Source organism: Bradyrhizobium sp. USDA 3240 (assembly GCF_054063295.1).
The window spans coordinates 3,625,646-3,649,586 of sequence record NZ_JBSSGD010000002.1; the positions used below are offsets into that span (position 1 = coordinate 3,625,646).

18 protein-coding genes and 1 pseudogene are annotated in these 23,941 nt (G+C 65.6%); 11 read left to right on the top strand and 8 right to left on the bottom strand.

Going from position 1 to position 23,941, the window contains the following annotated elements:
• The first annotated feature begins 28 nt into the window (after positions 1–28).
• Complete coding sequence (map, locus tag ACVIGA_RS17860) at positions 29–853, top strand: type I methionyl aminopeptidase (protein ID WP_092122802.1); 825 nt, start codon at positions 29–31, stop codon at positions 851–853.
• A 15-nt stretch (positions 854–868) separates the two neighbouring features.
• Here the strand turns inward: map and ACVIGA_RS17865 are convergent.
• Positions 869–1,587, bottom strand: a pseudogene (locus ACVIGA_RS17865) (DNA-3-methyladenine glycosylase I).
• Positions 1,588–1,706: 119 nt separating this feature from the next.
• On the opposite strand from ACVIGA_RS17865, the gene radC reads away from it, so the two are divergent.
• From radC to glgX, 3 genes are all read left to right on the top strand, one after another.
• Positions 1,707–2,420 carry a RadC family protein gene (radC, locus tag ACVIGA_RS17870; RefSeq protein WP_456667373.1) on the top strand — a complete coding sequence of 238 codons (714 nt, stop codon included), beginning with the start codon at positions 1,707–1,709 and terminating at the stop codon, positions 2,418–2,420.
• A 65-nt stretch (positions 2,421–2,485) separates the two neighbouring features.
• Positions 2,486–3,847 (top strand): tetratricopeptide repeat protein, encoded by a 1,362-nt coding sequence (locus tag ACVIGA_RS17875; RefSeq protein WP_456667374.1) that lies wholly within the window; start codon positions 2,486–2,488, stop codon positions 3,845–3,847.
• Between the two features lie 365 nt (positions 3,848–4,212).
• The gene (glgX, locus tag ACVIGA_RS17880) at positions 4,213–6,327 is read left to right on the top strand and encodes a glycogen debranching protein GlgX (protein WP_456667375.1); all 2,115 of its coding nucleotides are present in this window, start codon (positions 4,213–4,215) and stop codon (positions 6,325–6,327) included.
• 186 nt (positions 6,328–6,513) lie between these two features.
• Here glgX and ACVIGA_RS17885 read toward each other — a convergent pair whose 3' ends face one another.
• Complete coding sequence (locus tag ACVIGA_RS17885; RefSeq protein WP_456667376.1) at positions 6,514–7,401, bottom strand: LysR substrate-binding domain-containing protein; 888 nt, start codon at positions 7,399–7,401, stop codon at positions 6,514–6,516.
• A gap of 109 nt (positions 7,402–7,510) precedes the next feature.
• On the opposite strand from ACVIGA_RS17885, the gene ACVIGA_RS17890 reads away from it, so the two are divergent.
• The 4 genes from ACVIGA_RS17890 to ACVIGA_RS17905 all read left to right on the top strand — a co-directional run bounded on the left by ACVIGA_RS17890 (position 7,511) and on the right by ACVIGA_RS17905 (position 12,586).
• Positions 7,511–8,539, top strand: a complete 1,029-nt coding sequence (locus tag ACVIGA_RS17890; protein WP_456667377.1) for a DUF1254 domain-containing protein — start codon at positions 7,511–7,513, stop codon at positions 8,537–8,539.
• Positions 8,540–8,654: 115 nt separating this feature from the next.
• Complete coding sequence (locus ACVIGA_RS17895) at positions 8,655–10,520, top strand: sigma-54-dependent Fis family transcriptional regulator (RefSeq protein ID WP_456667378.1); 1,866 nt, start codon at positions 8,655–8,657, stop codon at positions 10,518–10,520.
• A gap of 81 nt (positions 10,521–10,601) precedes the next feature.
• Positions 10,602–12,185 carry a hypothetical protein gene (locus tag ACVIGA_RS17900; RefSeq protein ID WP_456667379.1) on the top strand — a complete coding sequence of 528 codons (1,584 nt, stop codon included), beginning with the start codon at positions 10,602–10,604 and terminating at the stop codon, positions 12,183–12,185.
• A complete protein-coding gene (locus ACVIGA_RS17905; protein ID WP_456667380.1) occupies positions 12,185–12,586 on the top strand; it encodes a hypothetical protein in 402 nt (133 codons plus the stop codon). Before ACVIGA_RS17900 ends, ACVIGA_RS17905 begins: the two co-directional genes overlap by 1 nt.
• Before the next feature lie 8 nt (positions 12,587–12,594).
• On the opposite strand, the gene ACVIGA_RS17910 is transcribed toward ACVIGA_RS17905, so the two are convergent.
• From ACVIGA_RS17910 to ACVIGA_RS17930, 5 genes are all read right to left on the bottom strand, one after another.
• Positions 12,595–13,350: an SDR family oxidoreductase gene (locus ACVIGA_RS17910; RefSeq protein ID WP_456667381.1), complete on the bottom strand. Its 756-nt coding sequence runs from the start codon at positions 13,348–13,350 to the stop codon at positions 12,595–12,597.
• Between the two features lie 294 nt (positions 13,351–13,644).
• Complete coding sequence (locus ACVIGA_RS17915) at positions 13,645–14,199, bottom strand: flavin reductase family protein (protein ID WP_223974825.1); 555 nt, start codon at positions 14,197–14,199, stop codon at positions 13,645–13,647.
• 80 nt (positions 14,200–14,279) lie between these two features.
• A complete protein-coding gene (locus ACVIGA_RS17920; RefSeq protein ID WP_092122775.1) occupies positions 14,280–15,380 on the bottom strand; it encodes an LLM class flavin-dependent oxidoreductase in 1,101 nt (366 codons plus the stop codon).
• Positions 15,381–15,798: 418 nt separating this feature from the next.
• The gene (locus ACVIGA_RS17925; protein WP_456667382.1) at positions 15,799–18,156 is read right to left on the bottom strand and encodes a mechanosensitive ion channel family protein; all 2,358 of its coding nucleotides are present in this window, start codon (positions 18,154–18,156) and stop codon (positions 15,799–15,801) included.
• A 157-nt stretch (positions 18,157–18,313) separates the two neighbouring features.
• Complete coding sequence (locus ACVIGA_RS17930; RefSeq protein WP_456667383.1) at positions 18,314–18,484, bottom strand: hypothetical protein; 171 nt, start codon at positions 18,482–18,484, stop codon at positions 18,314–18,316.
• On the opposite strand from ACVIGA_RS17930, the gene ACVIGA_RS17935 reads away from it, so the two are divergent.
• A complete protein-coding gene (locus ACVIGA_RS17935; protein WP_456667384.1) occupies positions 18,483–20,213 on the top strand; it encodes an ATP-dependent Clp protease adaptor ClpS in 1,731 nt (576 codons plus the stop codon). The genes ACVIGA_RS17930 and ACVIGA_RS17935 overlap by 2 nt on opposite strands.
• A gap of 24 nt (positions 20,214–20,237) precedes the next feature.
• On the opposite strand, the gene ACVIGA_RS17940 is transcribed toward ACVIGA_RS17935, so the two are convergent.
• Positions 20,238–22,328 (bottom strand): tetratricopeptide repeat protein, encoded by a 2,091-nt coding sequence (locus ACVIGA_RS17940; protein WP_456667385.1) that lies wholly within the window; start codon positions 22,326–22,328, stop codon positions 20,238–20,240.
• A 153-nt stretch (positions 22,329–22,481) separates the two neighbouring features.
• Between ACVIGA_RS17940 and ACVIGA_RS17945 the strand changes: the two genes are divergently transcribed.
• Both ACVIGA_RS17945 and ACVIGA_RS17950 read left to right on the top strand, forming a co-directional pair.
• Positions 22,482–22,946 (top strand): Rrf2 family transcriptional regulator, encoded by a 465-nt coding sequence (locus tag ACVIGA_RS17945; protein WP_456667386.1) that lies wholly within the window; start codon positions 22,482–22,484, stop codon positions 22,944–22,946.
• Positions 22,933–23,751, top strand: coding sequence for a class I SAM-dependent methyltransferase (locus ACVIGA_RS17950; RefSeq protein ID WP_456667387.1), 819 nt, complete (start codon positions 22,933–22,935; stop codon positions 23,749–23,751). Before ACVIGA_RS17945 ends, ACVIGA_RS17950 begins: the two co-directional genes overlap by 14 nt.
• Positions 23,752–23,941 lie beyond the last annotated feature (190 nt).

Below are 23,941 nucleotides of genomic sequence, written 5' to 3' on the forward strand. Positions count from 1 at the left end.
GCCCCTTGCCCGCAGAAACATCCCGCCCATGAGCTATATCGACGCTACCGACACCTCCCTTCGCAAGACCGGCCAGATCAAGCTGCACGGACCGAGCGGCTTTGCCGGCATGCGCAAGGCAGGCGCCCTGGTGTCGAAATGCCTCGATGCGCTCACCGACATCGTCAAGCCGGGCGTCCCGACCTCGGTCATCGACGACTTCGTCCGCAAGTTCGCCTTCGACCACGGCGCCTATCCGGCGACGCTGATGTATCGCGGCTACCGCTACTCGACCTGCACCTCGATCAATCACGTGGTCTGCCACGGCATGCCGGGCGACCGCCCGCTGAAGGAGGGCGACATCGTCAATGTCGACGTCACCTTCATCGTCGACGGCTGGTACGGCGATTCCAGCCGCATGTATGCGATCGGCGCCATCGCGCGGAAGGCCGAGCGGCTGATCGAGGTGACCTATGAGGCGATGATGCGCGGCATTGCCGCCGTCAAGCCCGGCGCCACCACCGGCGATATCGGCCACGCCATCCAGAGCTTCGTCGAGCCGCAAGGCATGAGCGTGGTGCGCGACTTCTGCGGCCACGGCCTCGGCCGCCTGTTTCACGACGAGCCGAACATCATCCATATCGGCCGCCCCGGCGAAGGCGCGCCGCTGAAGCCCGGCATGTTCTTCACCATCGAGCCGATGATCAATCTCGGCAAGCCGCATGTGAAGATCCTGTCCGATGGCTGGACCGCAGTGACCCGCGACCGTTCGCTGTCGGCACAGTTCGAGCACTCGGTCGGCGTCACCGCCGACGGCGTCGAGATCTTCACGCTGTCCGAGCGCCACGGCGAGAAGCCGTGGGTTCAGGTGTAAGCGCCCTCGACAAGGTCAATAGTCGCTCCGCGTCCGCTCGACGATCTCCTCGGGCGTGTGGTTCTCGCCGATCGACATCGCGCAGATCCGCGACAGATGCAGGTAGGATAGCCCGGTCTCCTCTGCCCAGGCGTTGAACTGCGCCTGCACCTTGGCGAGATCGCGCTTCGACTTGACCTCCTCGGCTATGTCGAGCCCGGCATCACGCAGGCAGGCGACGACGTCGCGCGAGGTGACGAAGCCGTCCCAGCCGAGAAAGCGCAGCAGCATCTGCCCGGTGTTGCCGCCGAGCCGGCTGCCGCGCTTGCTCAGCAGATCGAGCAGCCCGATCTCGTCCGCTGACGGCCAGGCGCTAAGGAATTTGCCGAAGCTGCCGTGCTCGCGCGCGATCTCCTGCACGAAGCGGCCATTGTCGCGCACCGACATGATCTTGGCGCCGTTACGCACGATCCTGGTGTCGCTGACGAGCTTCTCCCAATATTCGTCCGGCTTGAACGCGAGCTTTGCCGGCTGGAAGCCGAGGAACGCGTCCTCGAAGCCCTCCCATTTGGCGTCGATCACGCTCCAGGCAAAACCCGCGCAGAACACGCGCCTGGTCATTTCGGCCAGCACGCGGTCGTCGCCGAGCTTGCCAGTGCCTTGGCGCCCACCGGCGGCCGCAGCAGTTTCTCGAGCGCCTTCGGCCCGCCCTTGCGCTTCTCGGCACGCGAGCGGATTACCTTGAATGACGTCACGCCGCCCTCCCCTTTTCGATCTCGTTGCAGGCAACGGTAATTCGCCCGTCGCGCGGTGGCAAACCGGGAAGTTGCATCGCCCCTTGCAAAACGCGGCAAGCACGGCATGGTTGTGGCCGATGCCCGCCAGACCCGACGCCAGCAATGACGACACCGACGAGACGCCGCATTATCACGGCCATCGCGAACGGCTGCGCGAGCGCTTCTACGCCGCCGGCCCGGATGCGCTGACCGACTATGAGTTGCTGGAGATGGCGCTGTTCGCCGCGATCCCGCGCCGCGACACCAAGCCGTTGGCGAAGGCGCTGTTGAAGAAATTCGGCTCGTTCGCCGAGGTCGTGCACGCGCCGCCGGCGCGGCTGCGCGAGGTCGAAGGCGTCAAGGACGCCGCGATCAACCAGCTCAAGCTGCTCGCCGCGGCAGCGGGCCGGATCGCCAAGGGCGAGATCAAGCGCAGCGTCGCGCTGTCGTCCTGGAACGACGTCATCGACTATTGCCGCACCGGCATGGCGTTCGCCGACAAGGAGCAATTCCGCCTGCTGTTCCTCGACAAGCGCAACCAGCTGATCGCCGACGAGGTGCAGCAGACCGGCACCGTCGATCACACCCCGGTCTACCCCCGCGAGGTAATCAAGCGCGCGCTGGAACTGTCCGCCACCGCGCTGATCCTGGTGCACAATCATCCGTCCGGCGACCCGACCCCGTCGCAGGCCGATATCCAGATGACGAAAGCCATCGTCGACATCGCAAAGCCGCTCGGGATCGCCGTGCATGATCACATCATCGTCGGCAAGAACGGGCATACGAGCTTGAAGGGGATGAAATTGATGTAGTCTCGCTGCATTGAGACCATCGCCATTCCCCTTTCAACCGAAGCGTCGACACGGAGAAGCCGATCATGTCGAATGGTCCCAGCGCAGTTCTCCCTTTCGACGAGATCGACGCGATTGCACGTGACGCCGTTGCAGAAGGACGGGCGGACCGCAAGCAGGCTGCATCGCAGAAGATCCAACCGCTCCGAAAGGCCCAGCGCCACCAGCCTGAGGCCGCGATGGCGTTGTTATGGATTGTCGACGAACGAAGCCTCACGAGGGAAGAGGCAGCCGACATTCTTGCAGAGATCGCCGACGCCCACGATGACGACATAGCTATCCTCTCGAGGCTCGGCCTGTGCCTCGAAGCCGTCCGCGACATCGATGATCTGAATGCGCCGCCGCCGGAGCACCCGATATTTCAGACGATGGTCGCCAAGCTGGACCGCTTGTCCAAAGTCAATGAAGGGCGACCTGAGCAGGAGCAGATCCTTCGCGGGCTCGCTACCGCGGCGCGAATGACGGCGCGCCAGCACGATGCGATCGCCGAGGCCAGTCTTCGGAGACTGATCGACATCGATCCGCAAAGGAGCGCACATCATTACAATCTGGGCCTCTTCTACAAGACGCGCGGCAGGTTCGCGGAAGGCGTGGCGGCGAACCGGGCCGCTGCAAGCCTGTCAGAAGCGGCTGTCGACAGCACCGAATGGAATCTCGGCATCTGCGCCACGGGCGCTCGGGATGCCGAGACCGCGTTGGGCGTGTGGAAGCGCATGGAGCAGAAAATCGAGCATGGACGCTTTGGGTTGCCGGAGGGTGGATATCCGGGTTGCAAGGTGAGGCTTGCCGCGCGTCCGCTCGCTGAGCGGACGGCAGATCGTGATGACCCAGGCGAGGAGGAAACGGTCTGGATCGAACGGTTGTCTCCGTGCCATGGCATTATCCGCAGCGTGCTGTACGGCGATCTCGGCGTCGACTATGGCGATGTCATCCTCATGGACGGCGCCCCGATTACGCATCACACCTATGGCGAGCAGCAGATACCGGTCTTCCCGCATCTGGCAACGCTGCTGCGCCGGAATTACCAGTTCTTCGCTTTCGCAGGCACGCAGGAGACGGCGCGGCAATTGGCCGGCATCAGCGAAGAGCTGGACGGGGACGCCGTGATCTATTCGCACTCGGACAGCCTCAAGATCATGTGCGCGAATTGCTGGCGCAACCCCGATCTCGATCACGCTGAGCACGAGACAATGGAAAAGCACGTCGTCGCCGGCCGCATTGCCGCGTCTCCCGACATCGCGCCTGCGCAGCTTCTGGACATGATCGACAAGGCGATCGCAGAACGCGGAAGCTGCCAGCTTTATGCACCCGACCTTTGCGCCGCAGCGGGACAATCGGCGCGCGAGCGGATCGACCGCCGGCGGTTTGCAATGCTGACGGGCAATTAGTGCGATGGTCTTGGCAAGAATGGGCATGCGGGTTTGACGGGGATGCGGTTGCTGTAAGCCGCGCCGTCGTCCTGGCGAAAGCCGAGACCCATTGCCACCGCATTCGGTGACGGAGCAGATCGTGGCCCCGGCGTCGTGCAACAAATGAGATTTGGGGTAATGGGTCCTGGCCTTCGCCAGGACGACACCGAGTGTGTCGAATGGCCTGTGGATCAAACATCGGCATTCTCGCGACATGACGCGCTCGGCCTGCCCGGACGTCATACGAACCACCGGCAACTGCCGCTAAACTAGCCAATGCAACGTTTTCCGCGCGGCGGCGTTTGTTGCTGGTTGATTTGTCAGTTCCAGGCTTGGGGGACACGATGTCCGATTTTGTGATCGAGGAAGGGCTGCCCTATCCGCTCGGCGCCCATTGGAGCGGCCACGGCACCAACTTCGCGGTGTTTTCCGCCAACGCCACCAAGGTCGAGGTCTGCCTGTTCGACGGCGAGCGCGAGACGCACCGCTTCGAGCTGCCCGAATATACCGACCAGGTGTTTCACGGCTTCATCAACGGCGTGCAGCCCGGCACGTTCTACGGCTATCGCGTCTACGGCCCCTACCAACCCGATGGCGGGCACCGCTTCAATCCGAACAAGCTGCTGCTCGATCCCTATGCCTGCGCCCATGCCGGCAGCCTCACCTGGAATCCGGCGGTGTTCGGCTACAAGATGGAAACCGGCGACGACCTCACCTTCGACGAGCGCGACAGCGCGCCGTTCATGCCGAAGTGCGTGGTGGTCGATCCCAATTTCGACTGGGTCCAGGAAGCGCAGCGGCAGGACGTGCACTGGGACGAGACCGTGGTCTACGAGATCCACGTCAAGGGTTTTACCAGGCAGCACCCGGGCATCCCTGAGAACCTGCGCGGCACCTATGCCGGCTTCGGCGCGAACGCCGCGATCGATCATCTCAAGGCGCTCGGCATCACTTCGGTCGAGCTGCTGCCGGTGCATTCCTTCATCAACGACAGCAACCTCCTGGACAAGCACCTCGTCAACTACTGGGGCTACAACACGATTGGCTTCTTCGCGCCGGATCCGCGCTATGCCGCCGATGTGCCGAACGGCCTGCGCGAATTCAAGGAGATGGTGTCGCGACTGCATGGCGCCGGGCTCGAAGTCATTCTGGATGTCGTCTACAACCACACCGCCGAGGGCAATGAACGCGGCCCGACGCTGTCGTTCAAGGGCATCGACAATGCGAGCTATTACCGGCTGCTGCCCGACAAGAGGCGCTACTACATCAACGATACCGGCACCGGCAACACGGTGAACCTGTCGCATCCCCGCGTGATCCAGCTGGTGATGGACAGCCTGCGCTACTGGGCCGGCCACATGCATGTCGACGGCTTCCGCTTCGACCTCGGCACCATCCTGGCGCGCGAGGTCTACGGCTTCGACGAGCAGTCCGGCTTCCTGAAGGCAATGAACCAGGACCCGTTGCTCGCGACCGTCAAGCTGATCGCCGAGCCGTGGGACTGCGGCCCCGGCGGCTACCAGGTCGGCGGCTTCCCGCCGGGCTGGGCAGAATGGAACGACAAGTACCGCAACATTGTGCGAGATTTCTGGCGCGGCGAGGCGGCGCCCGGTGCGCTGGCGCCGCGGCTGCTCGGCTCGCACGACGTGTTCAACCGCGAGGGCCGCCGTACCTGGGCCAGCGTCAACTTCATTACCGCCCATGACGGGTTCACGCTGAACGACTGGGCGAGCTATAACTCTAAACACAACGAGGCCAACGGCGAGAACAACAACGACGGCTCGTCCGACAACCACTCCTGGAATTGCGGCGCCGAGGGCCCGACCGACAATCCCGAGATCCGCACTTTGCGCGAACGCCAGAAGCGCAACATGCTGGCGACGCTATTGGCCTCGCAGGGCACGCCGATGCTGCTCGGCGGCGACGAATTCGGCCGCACCCAGCGCGGCAACAACAACGCCTATTGCCAGGACAACGACATCTCCTGGTTCGACTGGAATTTCTCAGATGACGCCGAGAAGCTGCTCGCCTTCACCAAACGGATGATCAAGCTGCGGCGCGACTATCCGATCCTGCGCCGCAGCCGCTTCCTCTCCGGCGATCGCGATCCGCAACTCGAGATCCGCGACGTGGTCTGGATCAGTACCTCGGGCGTGGAGATGACGGCGGCCGACTGGACCACCGGCTGGATCAAATGTTTCGGCGTCGTGCTCGACGGCCGCGCGCGCAAAACCGCGATCGCCCGCGCGGGTGAGGACGACACCGTGATCGTGATCCTCAACAGCTACGAGGGCGAGGTCGACTTCAAGCTGCCGGCAACGTCCGCCGGGCCACAGTGGTCGCTGCTCATGGATACCAATGCGCCGGAGGAGCCGGCAGGTGCGCAGTTTGCGTTCGACAGCACGTACAAGACGGCCGGGCGTTCGTTCGTGCTGCTCACGGCCGGTGACGTGAAGTAGTCTCGATAGGGCGGACTAGCGAAGTATATCGACGGGATGTAGTTCCCTCCGTCGTCATTCCGGGGCGTGCGAAGCACGAGCCCGCAATCCATTGGGCCGCACATTCTGCGGATGAATGGATTCCGGGCTCGACGCTATCGCGTCGCCCCGGAATGACGAGGAGAGAGACACGGTGCATCGACCCACTCACACCGTGCAGGCCTGAACGATCTTCGGCAGATAGCCCTGGCAGAAATCCAGATAGGTTCGCACGATAGTCGATTGGTGACGGTGCGGCGGATAGAGCAGGTTGAGCGACCATTCCGGCAGCGGATGCTGCGGTAGCAACCGGATCAGACGTTTCTCACGGATCGCCGCCGCCGCCAGGAAGGGCGGCAGCTCCGTGACCACGTCGCCGCGCAGCGCGCGGGTGCACAGATGATGATAGTCGTTGGTCGACAACACGGCGTTGGGCTCGACCATTTGCCCGCCGAGCTCCCAGCGCACCTGGGTGTCGATCCGCGACGCCCATACCCCGCACGGCAGGTGACGTAGCGCGTCCGGATCTTTCGGCAGCCCGAAGCGCTTGATCAGCCGCGGACTGGCCACGAGCACATTGCGGAACGACAGCACGCGGCGCGCCACCATCGCCTCGTGAACGATCGCGCCGACCCGAAGCGCGACATCGATGCCGTCCTCGACCAGGTCGACGCGACGCTCGGTCGAGTAGAGGTGAACCTGGATGTCCGGATAGCGCTGCTGGAAGGCGGCCAGCAGTTCCCACCACGGCTCGAATGTCTGCGGCAGCGACAGGCGCAAACGTCCCTTCAACTGCATCTGGTCGTTGACGACGGCCTGCTCGGCTTCCAGCAGCTCCTCGATGCCCTGGACGGCGCGCTCATGCAGCCGCGCGCCGGCATCCGTCAGCTTCGCGCCGCGCGCCGATCGCTCCAGCAGCTGCACCTTGAGCTGCCGTTCCAGATCCCTGATCCGGCGGCTCAGTGTCGGCAGCGGAATGTCGAGCCGGGCGGCTCCCGCCGAGAGGCTGCCGGCCTGAACGACCGCGACGAACATCCTGACCGCGTTGAGATCCATGCGGGCAGCCTATCATATCCGGGAGGCTTGTTGCCAATCCTAGGCATTCATTTTCATATTTGGCTGGCTTACCTCTCCAGCCATGAGGGACCTCACCTCCGGAGAGCCTATGAAAACGAGCATCCTGACAGCCATGACATTCGCGCTCGCCAGTTCCGCCACATCGGCACCAACAGCGGCGTCACCGCCGCAACCCGTCACCGTCGCGAACTACGCGCGGGCACAAACCGACGTCTATTTCGCCGGCGTAGTCAAAGCCGGCGGCTTCGGAAAATTCCGTCATGGCCGCGAGCTTGCAGCACCGGTGCAGCAAGGCATCGTCCGCCCCAACCGCGATACGCTGTATTCGTTTGCGATCTTCGATCTCGATGCCGGACCGGTGACAATCACGCTGCCGGACGGCGCCAAGCGCTTCATGGCGATGCAAATCGTCAATGAGGATCAATACACCAGAGGTGTCTATTACGGCGCGGGCAGCCACACCCTGACGCGCGAGGCGATCGGCACGCGCTACGCCATTGCGGTGGTCCGCTTCCTGGTCGATTTCTCCGACAGCGACGAAATCCAGCAGGTTCACGCGCTGCAAGACGCGATCACATCGAACCAGCAGCGCCCCGGCACGTTCGATATTCCGAACTGGGATGAAGCCAGCCTCAACAAGGTGAAGGCAGCCCTGTTGCAGCTCGGCGCCACGGTCTCCGATACGCGGCGCATGTTCGGCGCCGACGCGCACCAGGTCGATCCGGTGAAGCATTTGATCGGCAGCGCCATGCTGTGGGGCGGCAATCCCGAGAAGGACGCGCTGTATCTGCCGATCACGCCGGCCCGCAACGACGGCAGCACCGTCCACACGTTGACGGTGAAGAACGTTCCCGTCGACGGTTTCTGGTCGCTCACGGTCTACAACAGTGACGGCTATTTGCAGCCGAATCCGACCGGCAGCTACGCAGTGAACAGCGTGACTGCCAAGAAAGGCGCCGATGGCGCGGTCACCATCCGATTCGGCGGCTGCGACGGCAAGGTCGCCAACTGCCTGCCGATCACGCAGGGGTGGAATTACACCGTGCGGCTGTTTCAACCGCGGCCCGACGTTGTCGATGGCAGCTGGACATTTCCCGAGGCGCGGCCTGCAGATTGAGCCACGTCCGAGGTAATGATCCCTCCAAGGTCCCCTCCCCGCGACCCCGGCGGCCAATTGACATTCGGCCATTGGCTGCCAGACTTCGCGGAAAATTCGGGGTGGAGACCTCTGGATGGCCAATCTTTCGGCCTCAAATCACGTCGCCCGTGTTTTGTCGGCGGCCAATCAGGTGGCTGGCGTCGACACCGAGGCGCGAATTGCCGCCTCCTGGCGGCGCTGCGTGGTCAATCACAACCTCGATCCGGCCCGGCGCGGGCCGCCGCAGACCCTGACCGAAGCCGAGGTCCGGCACATCGCCGAACCGATGGAGGATTTGATCCAGGTCGCGGTCCCGGAACTCGAGGATCTTGCCCGCCTGCTCCACGACTCCGGCTACTGCGTCAACCTCGCCGATCCCAACGCGACGATGCTGGTGAGCCGGCTGCCCGGGGGCGACTACGCGCGGATGTTCCTGGAGTGGAAGATCTACACCGGCTCGAACTTCGCCGAGACTTTTGAGGGCACTAACGGGCTCGGCACCGCGCTCGCCGAGCAGCGGCCGATCATCGTGCATGGTGACGAGCATTTCCGCGAGCAGTGGCACATGTTCACCTGCGCCGTGTCGCCGCTGTTCGATCATGCCGGGCGGCTCGCCGGCGCCGTCAACATCTCCTCCTGCCGCAGCGATCTCGGCCGCAGCGCGCATGAACTGGCGCTCGCCGTCACCGCAGAGGCGACGCGGCGGATCGAGCAGTCGTTCTTCCGCCGGCGCTACCGTGCCTCATGGATCGCGACACTGCCCGGCGACGGCCACGGCATGCTCGCCTATGACGACGACCGCCGCGTGGTCGGCGCCTGCCGCACCGCGCGCGGCGTATTCGGCCTGACGGACGCGATGATCGACGACGGCATCGACCTGTCGCGCCTGATTCAACTGGACGATCGCGCGGCGCGTTCCGCGGACGAGCCGGTCGCGCTGCGCCGGGCCGACGGCACGCCATGGGGCCGCGGCCGCGTGGCGCCGCCGGCGCGCGCGCGCGTCGCCCGTCCGCTGCCGGCACCCTCGCGCGATGCGCCGGCCGGACAGTTTTCCGGCCTGCACCGGCTCGCCGGCCGCGATCCCGTGCTGATCAAGGGCGTGAAGCGGCTGATGACGGTCGGCAATCTCGATCTGCCGATCCTGCTGCGTGGCGAGACCGGCGCCGGCAAGGACGTGTTCGCGCGCGCCATTCACGCGGCCAGCAATCGCGCCGGCCGCAACTACGTCGCGCTGAACTGCGCCGCGATGCCGGAGAGCCTGATCGACGCCGAGCTGTTCGGCTACGAGGCCGGCGCCTTCACCGGCGCCCGGCGCGAGGGATCAAAGGGGCTTATCGTGCAGGCCTCTGGCGGCACGCTGTTCCTCGACGAGATCGGCGACATGCCGCTGTCGCTGCAAACGCGGCTGCTTCGCGTGCTGGAAAATCGTGAAGTCTGGCCGCTCGGCGCGCTGAAGCCGGTCGCCGTCGACATCCGCCTGATCAGCGCCACCCATCGCGACCTCGCAGCGATGGCCGAAGACGGCAGCTTCCGCTCCGATCTGTATTACCGGCTGCGCGGCATGGAGATCCGGTTGCCCGCGTTGCGCGAACGCGCCGACCGCAGGGACATCATCACGCAGATCGCCGACGAGGAAGCGCCGCACTGCCGCATCTCGGCGGACGCCTGGGCGCAACTGATGGCCTATCCCTTCCCCGGCAACATGCGCCAGCTTCGCCACGTGCTGCGGCTCGCGGGCGCCACCGCCGAGGGCGGCGTCATCACCGAGGCCGAGCTCGATTTGCCGCCGTTCGGCGCGCGCCATGTGGAGGCCGATCATGCGGCGGCCGAGCGCGCAGCGATCGTCGAGGCCTTGCGCGCCAATGACGGAAGAGTGACGGACGCCGCCAAGGCGCTTGGGCTCAGCCGCGCGACGTTGTACCGGAAGATCAAGGCGTTAGGGATCGAGCTGGACAGCTAGACCGGAAGCGCACCTGTTGTTCCGGCCGCGCGGGAACGGTGCTATCCTACGTCTTTCATTCAACGCCACGGAGCGGGTCCCATGACACGGTTTTCCCTCGCTGTGGTCGTTGGCCTCATTGCCGCGACCATTTCGCAGCCTGCCGCCTCGGATTCTACTGAACAACGATTGGGTAAAGTGCATTTTGCGACGTCCTGCAAACCGGAGGCGCAGGAACTATTCGATCGCGCCATGCTGTATCAGCATTCGTTCTGGTACAGCGCATCGCGGCGCACCTTCGAGGAAGTGCTGGAGGCCGACCCGCAATGCGCCATCGCCTATTGGGGGATCGCGCTCAGCTATCTCTACAATCCGCACGGGCCGCCACCGCCCGAGAACCTTCCGCTCGGCCTCGAAGCCGCCAGGAAAGGCCAGGCGCTAGATGCGCAGACCCCGCGCGAGCGCGAATACATCGATGCCATCGCCGCGATGTATGTCGACTATGACAAGGTCGATCACCGCACCCGCGTGCAGCGATTCCTCGCGGCTGAAGAGCAGGTCGCGACGCACTATGCCGACGATGACGAGGCGCAGATCGCCTATGCGATCACGCTGAACGTCGCAGCGTCCCCGAGCGACAAGACCTATGCCAACCAGCTCAAGGGCGCGGCGCTGCTCGAACCGATCTTCAAGCGGCAGCCCGAGCATCCGGGTATCGCCCACTATCTGATCCATCTCTACGATTATCCGGCGCTCGCGGAGAAGGGCCTCCCCGCCGCGATGCGCTATGCCAAGATCGCCGAACGCGCGCCGCATGCCCAGCACATGCCGTCGCACATCTTCACGCGCGTCGGCTACTGGAAGGAGTCGATCGCCTCGAACAAGGAATCCGCGCGCATCGCCAAGGAAGATGGCGAACAGCAGGATCAGGCGCACGCGATGGACTACCTGGTCTATGCCTATCTTCAGCTGGGCCAGGACAAGGAGGCGCGCGCGGTGGTCGACGAGCTCGGCAAGCTCGCGTTCAAACAGGATCGGTTCACCGGCCCTTATGCGGTGGCGGCAAGCCAGGCCCGCTATGTCTTCGAGCGCGGCGACTGGAAGGGAGCTGCGGCGCTTGACGTGCATCCGACCAAATACGCCGCTGCGGACGCCATCACCTACTTCGCGCGCGCAGTCGGCGCCGCGCGCTCCGGTGATCCGGCGGCCGCCAAGGCCGATATCGCCAAGCTCGCCGAGCTGCGCGACAAGTTGAAGGACGCGAAGGACGCCTACTGGTCCAACATCGTCGACATCCAGCAGCAGATCGCGAGCGCCTGGGTGCTGTACGCCGAAGGCAAGCATGACGAGGCGCTCAACGCGATGAATGCCGCCGCGGAGGCGGAAGACAAGACCGAGAAGCATCCCGTCACTCCGGGACCGCTCGCGCCGGCGCGCGAGCTCTACGCGGCAATGCTGCTCGATCGCGGCAAGGCCGCCGACGCGCTCGCCGCCTACGAGGCCGTGCTCAAGAAGGAGCCCAACCGGCTGGCGGCCTATCTCGGGATGATCAAGAGCGCCAAGGCGTCCGGCGACCAGGCCAAGATCCGGGAATGCGCTGATCAGATCGCCCGGCTCACCGCGGATGCGGATCTGTCGAGGCCGGAGTTGATCGAATTGCGCCAGACAACCGGAAGCAAGCTGTGATGCCGCTGACGACATGGCGCAACGGTGCGGCGCTGCTCGGCGCCGTTGCGCTGTCTCTTTGCCACGTGCCGCCGCTTGGCGCGATGGAGATCCTCGGTCAGGCCGGCGTGCTCGGCGAATGGGAACTGACCGGGCATCTCACCGAAAGCGCGCCGGACACGCCCAGGCAATTCTCCGGACCGCTGAAGATGAAGCACGTCGGAATCTGCACGCAGGACGGACCGGAGGAACGCGCCGGCGAGATCCGGCTGCAACTCACGGGTCCGGATTCGCAGGTGACGGCCGAACTGGTGCTGGACGGCGCGCCCTGCACCTACAGCGCCCGCAAGACGCACAATTACGAGGGCACGCTGTCCTGCGAGGGCCGCGCGCCCGTCCCGCTCCTGGTGTGGCTCAAATAGAGGCTGCTTCAGGCCGCCGGCCGCGCGCGGCCCAGCCATTCGTTCAGGTCGATGCGGCCGAGGCGCGCCTCGCCCAACGGCACCAGCGAATGCTCTCCGACCCGGCCGCCCCAGTAGAGGGCGTCGGGGTCGCGCACCACCTGACGCGGGTCGCCGATCGTCTTCAGGTAGCGGGCCACGATCTCGTTGAATGGCGCGCGGTCCGGACCAGCGATCTCGACGATGCCGTTGCGCGGCGGCTCCAGCGCCACATCGGCAACGAGCGCAGACACGTCCTCTGCCGCGATCGGCTGGAACAGGCCGGGCGAGAGCCGGATCGTGTTTCCAACGGCGCTGGCATCGGCGATGGCTCCGACGAATTCCATGAACTGCGTCGCGCGAATGATGGTGTAGGGAATGCCGGAAGCCTCGATCAGTTTCTCCTGCGCGACCTTGGCGCGGAAGTAGCCGTTCTCGGGCGTGCGGTCGGTTCCGACGATCGAGAGCGCGACGTGGTGCTTGACGCCGGCCGGCTTCTCCGCCGCCAGCAGGTTGCGGCCGGAGGTCTCGAAGAACGCCATCACGGCCTTGTCTTCGAATGACGGAGAATTGGCTAGGTCGATTATGACGGCCGTGCCGGCCAGTGCCTCCTTCAACCCCTCACCGGTGATGGTGTTGACGCCGCTCTTCGGCGAGGCGGCGACAACGTCGTGGCCGCGTTGACGCAGAATGGCAACGGTCCTGGAGCCGATCAGTCCGGTGCCACCGATCACAACGATCTTCATGATTGGGCCTCACTTGTTGATGACGCGAGATTCCGGAGAGCGCTTGTGTCCCCGGTTGCGGCCGTCAGGCGCGATGAACGCATCGGCTGATCAACGAGCGCTGCGCGCTGGCGAGACAATCGGCCGTGCTGCTGATGAGAGGTGTTGAAGAGCTCGCGCCGCCTCATCGATCGCTCCTGCACGCGCGGCAGCACGTATAACATGCCGCGCGTGTAGATCGCGTGCGCGTTGAATTGACCAGGATTGGTCAGCGATGCTGATTGACTATGGGAGGCGTGCCGTCCGCCAGCCGCTCTAGGAAAATTCGTTCCAGCTGACGCGCCGCGCGTCGATGTCGCCGAGCACGACCGGATCATGGATGTTGCGCACGCTCTGGAAGCCGCTGCGCAAATAGATCAAGGGATCGACCGTGGTCACGGCGCGGACATGCTGGACTTCGCCGATGAAGACCGAATGGGTCTTGGTCTCGAGCTCCTGGCTCAGCACGCAGTCGAACGCCGCCACCGCATCCTCCAGCACCGGGGCGCCGGTCGCGCCGGTGGTCCAGCGGCCGAAGCCAAAGCGGTCGTCGCCGTTGACGCCCTTCTGGCCGGAGAAGGTCAGCGCCAGCAGCGCATGGTCCTCGTTCAGGAAGTTGATGACGAAATGGCGCTCGGCGCGGATGCGCTCATGCGCGCTGGCATTACGGTTAACGCAGACCAGGACGGATGGCGGATTGTCGGAGAGCGAGCAGGCCGAGGTCACCGTCAGGCCGGTGCGTTGCCCCGGCTCGCGGCCCACCGTCACCAGCGCGACGGCGCCCGCGCAATGCCGCATTGCCTGCTTGAAACTCTGTGCGTCGACCGTCATGCCCTGACCCTGAACCGGAATAGTTCCCTCAAACATATGCGAGGCAGGGTGCGAGGCAAGCCCCGCACCCTGCCTATCTGTCATGCAGCCTTCTCGAACTCGGCGCCGAGGTGCTTGAGCCGCGGCATCACCTCGTTCTTGAGCAGGTCCAGCGAGTGCCGCCAGGCCTCCGGCTTGTGCTTGTAGTCGAAGCCGAACACGCAGAGCACGCCGAAGCCGCCGACCTCCCGGTAGATCTTCTCGATTTTCTCGGTGACCGTCGCGGGCGAACCGACGACCCAATTCCGGCGCGCGCAATATTCGACGGTGACGTCGCTGTCGGGCACGTCGGGCGCGTGCTTCAGATAGTCCTTGAAGCCGAAATGGCCGAGCAGCGGCAGGAAGTACTCCCCCATCATCCGGCCCATCATGTCGCCGGTCGACAGCCTCCACGCCTCCTCATCGGTATCAGCCACGAACACCTCGCGCACCAGCCGCCAGTCCCTGCGGCTCGGCTTGCGGCCGGTCTTGGCGGCGCCGGCTTCGACCGAGTCCCAGTGGCTGCCGACATAGGCCGGGTTGAGGTTCAGGCTCATCGGGATGAAGCCGCGCTCGCCGGCGAGCTTGAGCGTGTCGGAATTCTTCGACAGGCCGGCGACGCCGATCGGCGGATGCGGACCCTGCAGCGGCTTGATGTGCGGCTTGAGGAAGTCGAACATCGTGTCCGGCTTCGACACCGTCCAGTACTTGCCTTTGTGGGTCCAGGGTCCAGGCTCGGACCACATCTTCAGGATGATCTCGAGCGCCTCGCGGGTCATGTCGCGGTTCTGGCCCGACATGCCGTCGACGTTGAACATCGCCCAGTCGCTCGGCAGGCCGGAGGCCGCGACGCCGAAGTTCAAGCGCCCGTTCGAGAGATGGTCGAGCATCGCGACGCGGTTGGCGAGCTCCGCCGGGTGATGATACGGCAGCAGGAAGCCGCCGGGCCCGATGCGGATGTTCTTGGTCTGCAGCAGCGCCTGCGCGACCAGCAGATCGGGTGACGGGTGCGGCTCCCACGGTGCGGTGTGATGCTCGCCGATCCAGGCTTCCTGATAGCCGAGCTCGTCGAGCCAGCGCAGCGTCTGCAGGTCCCAGTCGTGCCCCTCTTTCAATCCGCACTCCGGCGGGTGCGAGGGCATGGTGAAGTAGCCAAGCTCCATGTGCGTTTCCTTCCTTCGCTTTGGGTTCAGTCATGCAATGCGTCTTGCCGCGCATTCGAAGATGCGTTGAGCAAGCGCTGTGCCAGCTGAGGAAATCGCAGGAGAAGAGGAGAAAGGCGGCGTTTTCGGCCAAGTGCAAGCCATGCCTCGGGCCCAGCAAGGCCCTTGCCGTCTCATCGTCGCGAGACGCTGTCGCAACGATGAGACGCGCCGATCAGCATCCAGCCAGTTTACTCCCTCTCCCCGTTCTTACGGGGTCGAGACGAGCGAAACTCGCTCTTAAAGGGTTGGGGTGAGGGGCTGCCTCCGCACATACGGAAACAGATACTCTCGCGGAGACTCCCCCTCACCCGAATTCGAGCTTCGCTCGAATTCGACCTCTTCCCACAGGCGGGGCGAGGCGAAGCGGAGCGGCAAATCAGCCCGCCGCGCGGCGCGGCAGCTTGTTGGCATCCGGCTCCGACGGCGCGGGAAGCTGCATCAGGATGGTCTGGCCCATCGAGGCGATCTCGATGCCCTCCTCCTGGAAGCGGCGCTTCATGCGGCGGTTGAACTCGCGCTGCACCGACCAGCGGCCGCCGTCGGTGCAGCGGATCTGGCCGACGATGGTCACGACCGAGCCGTCGACCTTGTCGACGCCCCACAATTCGAGATCGCCGCGGATCAGCGCGCGATACGCCGTTTCCTGGCGCATCCCGGCGACGATGTCCTTCAGCACCTCGCCGGCGCGATCGGTGTCCTCCTTGTAGGACACGTTGACGCTGACCGCGGCATTGCCGGCGCCGCGGCTGGCATTGGTGATCGTCGTCACCGCACTGAACGGCACGATATGCACCGAGCCGTCGCCGGCGCGCAGCCGCATGGTGCGGATCGAGACGTTCTCGACCACGCCCGAGAGGCCCGACACCGTGACGGTGTCGCCGACCTGCACGGTGTTCTCGAGCAGCAGGAACAGCCCGGTGATCAGGTCCTGCACCAGCTTCTGCGAACCGAAGCCGATCGCGATGCCGACGATGCCGGCACCTGCGAGCAGCGGCGCGACATTGACGCCGATCTCGCTGAGCGCGGTGAGCCCGACCACCGCGACGATCATGCATAACAAAGCGGTGCGCAGCATCGGCTGGAAGGTGCGCAGGCGCGCGGCGCGGGCGAAATGCCCATCGCGCGACAGCGTGTCGATCTGCCGGTCCATCAGCGCATTGGCGACCTCCCAGATCACCGCCGCAGCGAGCGCGGCGACGCCGATCGTCACCAGCGCCGAGATCAGGCGAGAGCCGATCTGGCCACCATAGAACCAGACGATGGCATCGACGCCCCACACCTCGAGCAACGCTACGAAGCCGATCACGGCGATCACCGCCGTGACCACCTTGCGCAGCAGCGGCAGATAGCGATTGGCGCGGGTCTCGAGCCCCGGGAAGCGCTGCATCAGGTCCGGGCTGATCCGGAAGCCGCGATCGATCAGGCTCAGCACCACCATGGTGACGAGCCGGGTGACCAGCAGCACCGCGACGGTGCCGACGAAATACTGCAGCAGCAGCGAATAGCCGTTGCGGATGTTGAGCGCCCACACCGCCCACAGCGCGAGATCGAGCGCGATCGCCAGCACATGCCACAGCGAAGCAAGACGATTGCGCGCCCGCGCCGCAAGGCCGGTGCGATCGGCCGGCGCGCGGATGACGTCGGCGACCTGGCGGCGGCACTGCAGGATGATGACGACGACGAAGAGGTGCACCACCAGCATCACGAGCCGGAGCAGCGCGGCATAACCGGCGCGATGCAGCCCGAGCAGCAGCGCGACATTGGCAAAGGCGATACCGGAGACGCCGACCGCGACGATGCGCCGCGCCCAGATCTCGATATAGGCCGCGGTCTCGGCCCGGACGCGGAACAGGCCGAACGGCCCTGCCAGCGCGCGCACCGCGCAGATCAGCACGCGCGAGAACACATAGGCGTTGACGACGGCGAGGATCACGAGCCGCGTGGTCGACTGATCACCGATCTCGGTGCCGAGCAGCGCAGTGGCGATGCCGCCGAATACCACCACCGGCAGCAATTCGAGCAGCAGGCGGCCGAGCACGAAAGGCAGCCGGACCAGCGACTGCCAGGCCCGCGCCAGGCTGAGCCGACGGCGATGCAGATCGCCCTCCGGCGTGACGTCGGCAACCGACGACGGCGGATCGGCGCTGGCGAGCGCCTGCACCGGCACGCGCGCGGTCTGCGGCAGCCGCGCTTCGAGGAACGCGACCGGCCGCTTGATCAGGCGGAACACCACCCATTCGGCCGCCAACGCGCAGCCGAGCACCAGCGCCAGCTTCCAGGCGATGTCGATCAGCAGGCCATAGGCGGCAGGATCGTTGGCAGTGCGCACGAACCAGTAATAGAACGCCGGAAAGTGCGTCAGCGTGCGCGCGACGTCGGCGACCTCGCGCGACATCTCGCCGACCTGCTCCGAGACCATCAGCAGAAGCTGCGCACCGAGGCTGTCCGCGTTGAGCGGGATCGGTGACTGCGACGCGGGTGCAGGCGGCTCGGCCGCTGGCGCAGGTTGCGCGGCCTGCGGCGAGGCGTTAGCGATGGCGCGCAGAGTGTTGATGATCTCGCCGCGCTTCTTGTCGTCCTGCAGCGTCTCGAGCGCGCGCTTCGCCTGCTCGGGCGTCAATGCGTCGTTGGTACTGGGTTGCGGCGGCGCCGGCTTGGCAGCGTGCTGCGCCAGCGCGGGCGAGACCAACAGGGTGAGGACGAGAAGGATCGCAAAGCGAAGTTTGTGCGACACGAGGGCCTCTTATTAAAATAATTGCGCGACCGCAGATCCCCGGGAGGAAACTGCTCTCGCGCTCGCGCCATGTCGGATCGCCCCTTTTCGCCTTGATGATGTGTCGGAAGTTTGCTGCTGCGACGACCATCTCTTGGCATTTGCCGCAACACAATCGTCACAGGTGTTGAGCGGCGTTTACCCATGGCGGGCGCGGCAGGCCGAGCCGGCCGATCGGCGCGCCACACGCCAGGGCTGAAGCCGGACAATCTTTCGCTTGACGCACAGCCGTCACCATGATGTTCTTCTTTTGTTCTTTCTGTTTCCCGTTGCGTTTCGAGGTGACCATGCACGACGTCTTTGCCGATGACGGTCCGGTCCAGCTCTTCATTCACGACGACGGTGAGACGCCGCTGGAGTTCGTGCAGGACCTGCTGCGCACGGTATTCGGGAAATCCCAGCAGGAAGCCGTCGCGACCGCTGCCTTGATCGAGGCAAGGGGCGCTGTTCCATGCGGCCCCTATCCGGGCGCCGTCGCGCGGGCAATGTTCAACAGCGCCAAGTGGCTGATCCGCTCCAACGGCCACCCGTTGATGATCACGAGCGAGTCCGCCGACGCCAGCCGCCCCTGCGATCTTTGCGAAGCCCCGAAAGCCGTGACGGAGATCATTCTCTCCGGTACGACGGCCTCACTGTGCAGGGACTGCCTGCTCGCCGCGCGTCGCAGCTCGGAAGAATTGCCGAGCCACGAGTTTCGATACGCCTTTGTAGCGCTCGACTGGCATTTCGCCGGCGTGCCGCGCAACCTGATCGTGACGCGGGCACGCCAGTTTCCAGGCCACATGCGTGCCGACGTTCAGGTCGCGATCGACAAGCTGCTCACGGACCCGATTCACTTCTTCGGAATCCATGAGGAATATCGCTACGAGACGATTGGATTTGCGTCCCTAATGAAAGACAGCCGCAATGCGCCGGCGATCGCACCTCCCCAGTACCAGGACGTCGATATCGGCGAGCCCGAGCCGGTGAAATGTCTCGTCAACGGTTTGTGGCTGTGCCGGTCCGGCACGTTACGCTACGCCGTGCTGCTGACCTATCATCGTGAATATGACCGCGAACCCGCTGTTCGGATCGAGATCGCATTGCCGGCAGGCACGGCCGGCGATGCCTTCGTACAGCCGACCTTTGCCGCGCTGGAAGCCGCTGTCCACGCCGCGCGATCCTACCGCGGCAAAATACTCTCGCTCGAGGGTGGTTCGGACTATCGCGGCCGTTCGCGCGGCGTGACCGTGCATCGGCTGCCGACGGTTGCCCGCGATGACGTGATCCTGCCGGAACGGACACTGCGGCTGCTCGACCGCAATGTGCTCGGCTTTGTCGAAAGCCGCGATCTGCTGCGCAAGCTCGGCCAGTCGACCCGCAAGGGCATCCTGCTGTATGGCCCGCCCGGCACCGGCAAGACCCACACCATTCGCTATCTCGCCACCAACCTCCCGGATCACACCACGCTGATCATCACGGCCGAACAGGTCGGCCTGCTCGGCGCCTATATGAACCTCGCCCGCCTGCTGCAGCCGGCCATGGTCGTGATCGAGGATGTCGACCTGATCGCGCGCGACCGCGAGGATATGGGCGGACCGTGCGAGGAATCCCTGCTCAACAAGCTGCTCAACGAGATGGACGGCCTGAAGGAGGATTGCGACATCCTGTTCCTGCTGACCACCAACCGCCCCGAAGAGCTCGAGGGCGCGCTGGCCGGCCGGCCGGGCCGCATCGACCAGGCGATCGAAGTGCCGCTGCCCGACGAGACCGGCCGCGGCAAGCTGGTCCGGCTCTACGGCAAGGGCCTGCCGCTCGAACAGCCTGTCATCGACGAGGCCGTGCGACGCACCGAAGGCGTCAGCGCCGCCTTCATCAAGGAGCTGATGCGCCGTCTCGCCCAGGCCAGCATCATCCGCGACGGCGGCGGAGAGGTCACAACCTCCGACCTCGACGGCGCGGTCGGTGAAATGCTGTTCGACGGCGGCCGGCTCAACGCCAAGCTGCTGGGCGGCGCGCAGGGAATGAGCGCAACGTGACTGACCGGAGGGCTCGGCTGGTCGTCAGCCGCGGGACGCCTGCGGCAGCAGCAGGTCCCGCTCCCCTCGCGCGACCCGCGCAAGCTCGTCGGACATCCGGGTCAGCACGCCCTCCCAGGCCTGCGGTCTGTCCTGGCGGAACAGCCGCATGGTCGGATACCAGGGCGTGTCGGCGCGGTCGCGCAGCCAGCGCCAGTCGAGCGCATAGGGGCACAGCATCCAGACCGGGCGGCCAAGCGCGCCGGCGAGATGCGCCACCGAGGTGTCGACGGCGATGACGAGATCGAGCGCGCAGACGGCCGCGGCGGTGTCGGCGAAATCGCCGAGCGTCGGCGCAAGATCAACAATTTCAGCACCGAGACGCCGCAGCACCGGGGCATCGTCCGGCCGCGGCTCCTTCTGCAGGCTGTAGAGCTGCACGCCTGATGTGACCAGCCGCGGCAGCACGGCATCCGCCGGCAGCGAACGCTGGCGGTCGCCCTTGTGCCTGGCATTGCCGGCCCAGACCACGCCGACCTTCAGCGCGGACGGGCCTGCGAGCGCCTCGCGCCAGCGCGCGAGCTTGATGACGTCGGCCTGGAGATAGGACACGGCGGCAGGGATGGTGTCGACGGTGGTGCGGAAAATCCGCGGCAGGCTCAGCAGCGGCAGTTGCAGGTCGAACGGCGGCAACGGCTCGCCGCGCGCGAACACCGCGACATCGGGCAGCATCGGCCGCAGCAGCGAGACCAACGCCGGCTGCACCTGCAGAATGATCCGGCCGCCTCTGCCCGCCAGCATCGGCACATAGCGGACGAAATTGATGGCGTCGCCGAGCCCGTATTCGGCAAACAGCAGCAGCGTGCGTCCCGCCAGCGGCTCGCCCTGCCATTCCGGCTCGTCGAACACCGGATCGCCTTCGCTGAGCATCTTGGTCTTGCGGCGCCACTGATACTCCTCAAAACCCTCCTCGAACTCGCCGTTCATCAAGAGGAAATGCGCGTGGTTGTAATGCGCCAGCGGCTGTTCGGGATCGAGCGCGATGGCGCGGCGCGAGGCCACCAGCGCCGCATCGATCTCGCCGGCATTGCGCAGCGCGACCGCAAGATTGGCGTGGCCCTTGGCGTAATTGGGTTCGAGCTCGATGGCCCGCCGATGCGCGGCGACCGCCGCCTCGACCAGATTCTGTGCCTCGAAGATGATTCCAAGATTGGTGTGCGCGGCGGCATAGTCCGGCTTGAGCGCGAGCGCCAGTTCGGCGCAGGCGATGGCGTCGTCGACCTGTCCGAGCTCGAACAGGCAGGCGCCGAGATTGTTGAGGATGACGTGATCGGACGGATCGCGGGCCGAGACCTGCCGATAGATGCGGACCGCCTCCTCGCGCTCGCCCAGCTCGTGCAGCACCATGGCGAGCAGGCGCCGCGGCGCGAAATTGTCGGGCTCGAGCGCGATCGCGCGGCGATAGTGCAGGACTGCGTCCTCCAGCCGGCCCAGCCGGTAGAGGGCCGCTCCGAGGCCGCTATGCAGGCCGGGATGATCGGGATCCGCGCCGAGCCCGCGGCGATAGGCGGTGGCGGCGGCGTCATGCTTCTTCTGATCGGTCAACGCATTGCCGAGGTTGAGCCAAACCCCGCGATAGGCCGGATCGCGCGCGATCACCTCGCGATAGGCCTGCTCGGCCTCGACCGGCCGCTGCTGTCCGGCCAGCGCAACGGCGAGGTTGAACCGCGCCCGCGTCAGGCCGCCATCGAGGGCGATCGCGCGGCGAAACGCCGCCTCGGCCTCGTCGAAGCGCGACAGCTCGCACAGCGCGACGCCGAGCTTGATGTGCAGGCCAGCATCCTTTGGCAGCAGTGTGACGCCGCGCTGGAACGCCGCCACCGCACCCTCGTGCTCGCCCTTCACGGCGAGCGCATCGCCGAGCGTGGCGAACGCCGGTCCGTGATGCGGATCAAGGCTGAACACCCGGTTCAGCAGCACCGCGCCTTCCGCGGCGCGATCGGTCACGAAGGCGATGACGGCGGACAGATGCAGCGCCGGAATATGATCGGGATCTGATGTGAGGATGTCGCCGCACAACGTGCCGGCCTCCATCGCGCGGCCCGCGCCATAATGCGCCACCGCATCCAGCAACATCCGATCAACCGCCACACTGCCCACGATACCGCCCCCGCCTCTCAAGACCCCAATGGGGATTAAACGGGCGGCCCGGCCAAATCCGGCACGCGAAGTTCAGCGTCCGCTATCGCCCTCTTGACGTCCACCCCATCATGTAACATATGAAGTTACATGATACGCGATAGCCGTCTATCTGGTGTCCTGCACGGCCTGCTCCACATGATCGGAGCGGGCGAACCGGTCACGTCGGAGCAACTTGCGCAGGCGATGGCCACCAACCCGGTGGTCGTCCGCCGCGTGATGGCGGGCCTGCGCGAGCAGGGCCTGGTCCGCTCCGAGAAGGGCCATGGCGGCGGCTGGACGCTTGCGCGCGATCCCGCCGACATCACGCTCGCCGACATCTATCGCGCGGTCGGCGCGCCCACGATCGTCGCGATGGGCCATCGCTCGGAAAATCCCGGCTGCCTGGTCGAACAGGCCGTCAACGACGCGCTGTCAGGCACGTTTCGCGAGGTAGAGGCGATCTTCCTGAAGCGTCTCGGCGCGGTGACGCTCGAAGCGCTCGCGAAGGATTTCAAGCGCCGCCTCGCCAAACACAAACAAAGTCTCGAGGACCAGATTCATGCAGCCAAGTGACCAGGCGAAGCCGCTTCCGTTCAACGATCCCGCGCATTGGGACAAGATGGTCGCGACCTACGAGGCGCAGTCGCAGCCGTTCACGACACACTTCGCCGAGGCCGCGGTCGCGCTGCTCCCGATCGGCGCGTCGTCGAAGGTGCTCGACGTCGCCACCGGTACGGGGGCTGCGGCGCTGGCCGCCGCGCGCAGGGGCGCCGACGTCACCGCGATCGACTTCTCGGCCGGCATGGTGGCACGGGTCCGCGCGCATGATGTGGCGAATATCGAGGCGCGGCAGATGGACGGCCAGGCGCTCGATCTACCGGATGCCGCCTTCGATGCGGCGGTGTCTGTATTCGGCGTGATGCTGTTTCCCGACTGGCGCGCCGGACTGCGCGAGATGGCGCGGGTGACGCGGTCAGGCGGATCGGCGACGATTGCGGTCTGGAAAAGCGCCGACGGCGCCGCCGTGTATCTCTTGCTCTCGCAGATCATCCGGCGGCTCTATCCCGACAACGTCACGCCGATGCCGTGCACCGGCCTCGCGGAGCTCGCCGATCCCGGCCGCCTCAGCGCTGCGGTCATCGCGGCCGGCTTCTCCGATCCTGTCGTCGCCGAGATCACCCACGACTTCAAACTCAATGTCGCCAATCCCGCCGACGTCGACAAACTGTTCGCGTTCATGCCGCATTGGAGCGGGCTCGATGCGGACCAGAGCGCGGCGGTCGCGCGCGCCTTCCGCGCCGAGATCGAGCGCGGGCGGGTCGGAGACACCTTCGCGATTCCCTCGACCGCACTGATCGCGACGGCCCTGCGGCCCTGACCATCATCTGCTTTGCCTGCGCTGAATGAGAAGAGCCCGCCGCGCGATCGCCAGATCGCAACCATGGCGCGCGCCAACGCCTTCTCAGATTGTGCAATGACGTAGCGGCCCGGCAACGGCGCGACACAAAAGCAGATGCACGCGGAGATTCCGCGACGCGCCTGCCGAGCCGCGTACTACAACAATCCCG

Coding starts and splice junctions, on each gene's coding strand:
- map (WP_092122802.1), top strand. CDS start 29: ATGAGCTATATCGACGCTACCGACACCTCCCTTCGCAAGACCGGCCAG.
- radC (WP_456667373.1), top strand. CDS start 1,707: ATGCCCGCCAGACCCGACGCCAGCAATGACGACACCGACGAGACGCCG.
- ACVIGA_RS17875 (WP_456667374.1), top strand. CDS start 2,486: ATGTCGAATGGTCCCAGCGCAGTTCTCCCTTTCGACGAGATCGACGCG.
- glgX (WP_456667375.1), top strand. CDS start 4,213: ATGTCCGATTTTGTGATCGAGGAAGGGCTGCCCTATCCGCTCGGCGCC.
- ACVIGA_RS17885 (WP_456667376.1), bottom strand. CDS start 7,401: ATGGATCTCAACGCGGTCAGGATGTTCGTCGCGGTCGTTCAGGCCGGC.
- ACVIGA_RS17890 (WP_456667377.1), top strand. CDS start 7,511: ATGAAAACGAGCATCCTGACAGCCATGACATTCGCGCTCGCCAGTTCC.
- ACVIGA_RS17895 (WP_456667378.1), top strand. CDS start 8,655: ATGGCCAATCTTTCGGCCTCAAATCACGTCGCCCGTGTTTTGTCGGCG.
- ACVIGA_RS17900 (WP_456667379.1), top strand. CDS start 10,602: ATGACACGGTTTTCCCTCGCTGTGGTCGTTGGCCTCATTGCCGCGACC.
- ACVIGA_RS17905 (WP_456667380.1), top strand. CDS start 12,185: ATGCCGCTGACGACATGGCGCAACGGTGCGGCGCTGCTCGGCGCCGTT.
- ACVIGA_RS17910 (WP_456667381.1), bottom strand. CDS start 13,350: ATGAAGATCGTTGTGATCGGTGGCACCGGACTGATCGGCTCCAGGACC.
- ACVIGA_RS17915 (WP_223974825.1), bottom strand. CDS start 14,199: ATGACGGTCGACGCACAGAGTTTCAAGCAGGCAATGCGGCATTGCGCG.
- ACVIGA_RS17920 (WP_092122775.1), bottom strand. CDS start 15,380: ATGGAGCTTGGCTACTTCACCATGCCCTCGCACCCGCCGGAGTGCGGA.
- ACVIGA_RS17935 (WP_456667384.1), top strand. CDS start 18,483: ATGCACGACGTCTTTGCCGATGACGGTCCGGTCCAGCTCTTCATTCAC.
- ACVIGA_RS17930 (WP_456667383.1), bottom strand. CDS start 18,484: ATGGTCACCTCGAAACGCAACGGGAAACAGAAAGAACAAAAGAAGAAC.
- ACVIGA_RS17940 (WP_456667385.1), bottom strand. CDS start 22,328: ATGTTGCTGGATGCGGTGGCGCATTATGGCGCGGGCCGCGCGATGGAG.
- ACVIGA_RS17945 (WP_456667386.1), top strand. CDS start 22,482: ATGATACGCGATAGCCGTCTATCTGGTGTCCTGCACGGCCTGCTCCAC.
- ACVIGA_RS17950 (WP_456667387.1), top strand. CDS start 22,933: ATGCAGCCAAGTGACCAGGCGAAGCCGCTTCCGTTCAACGATCCCGCG.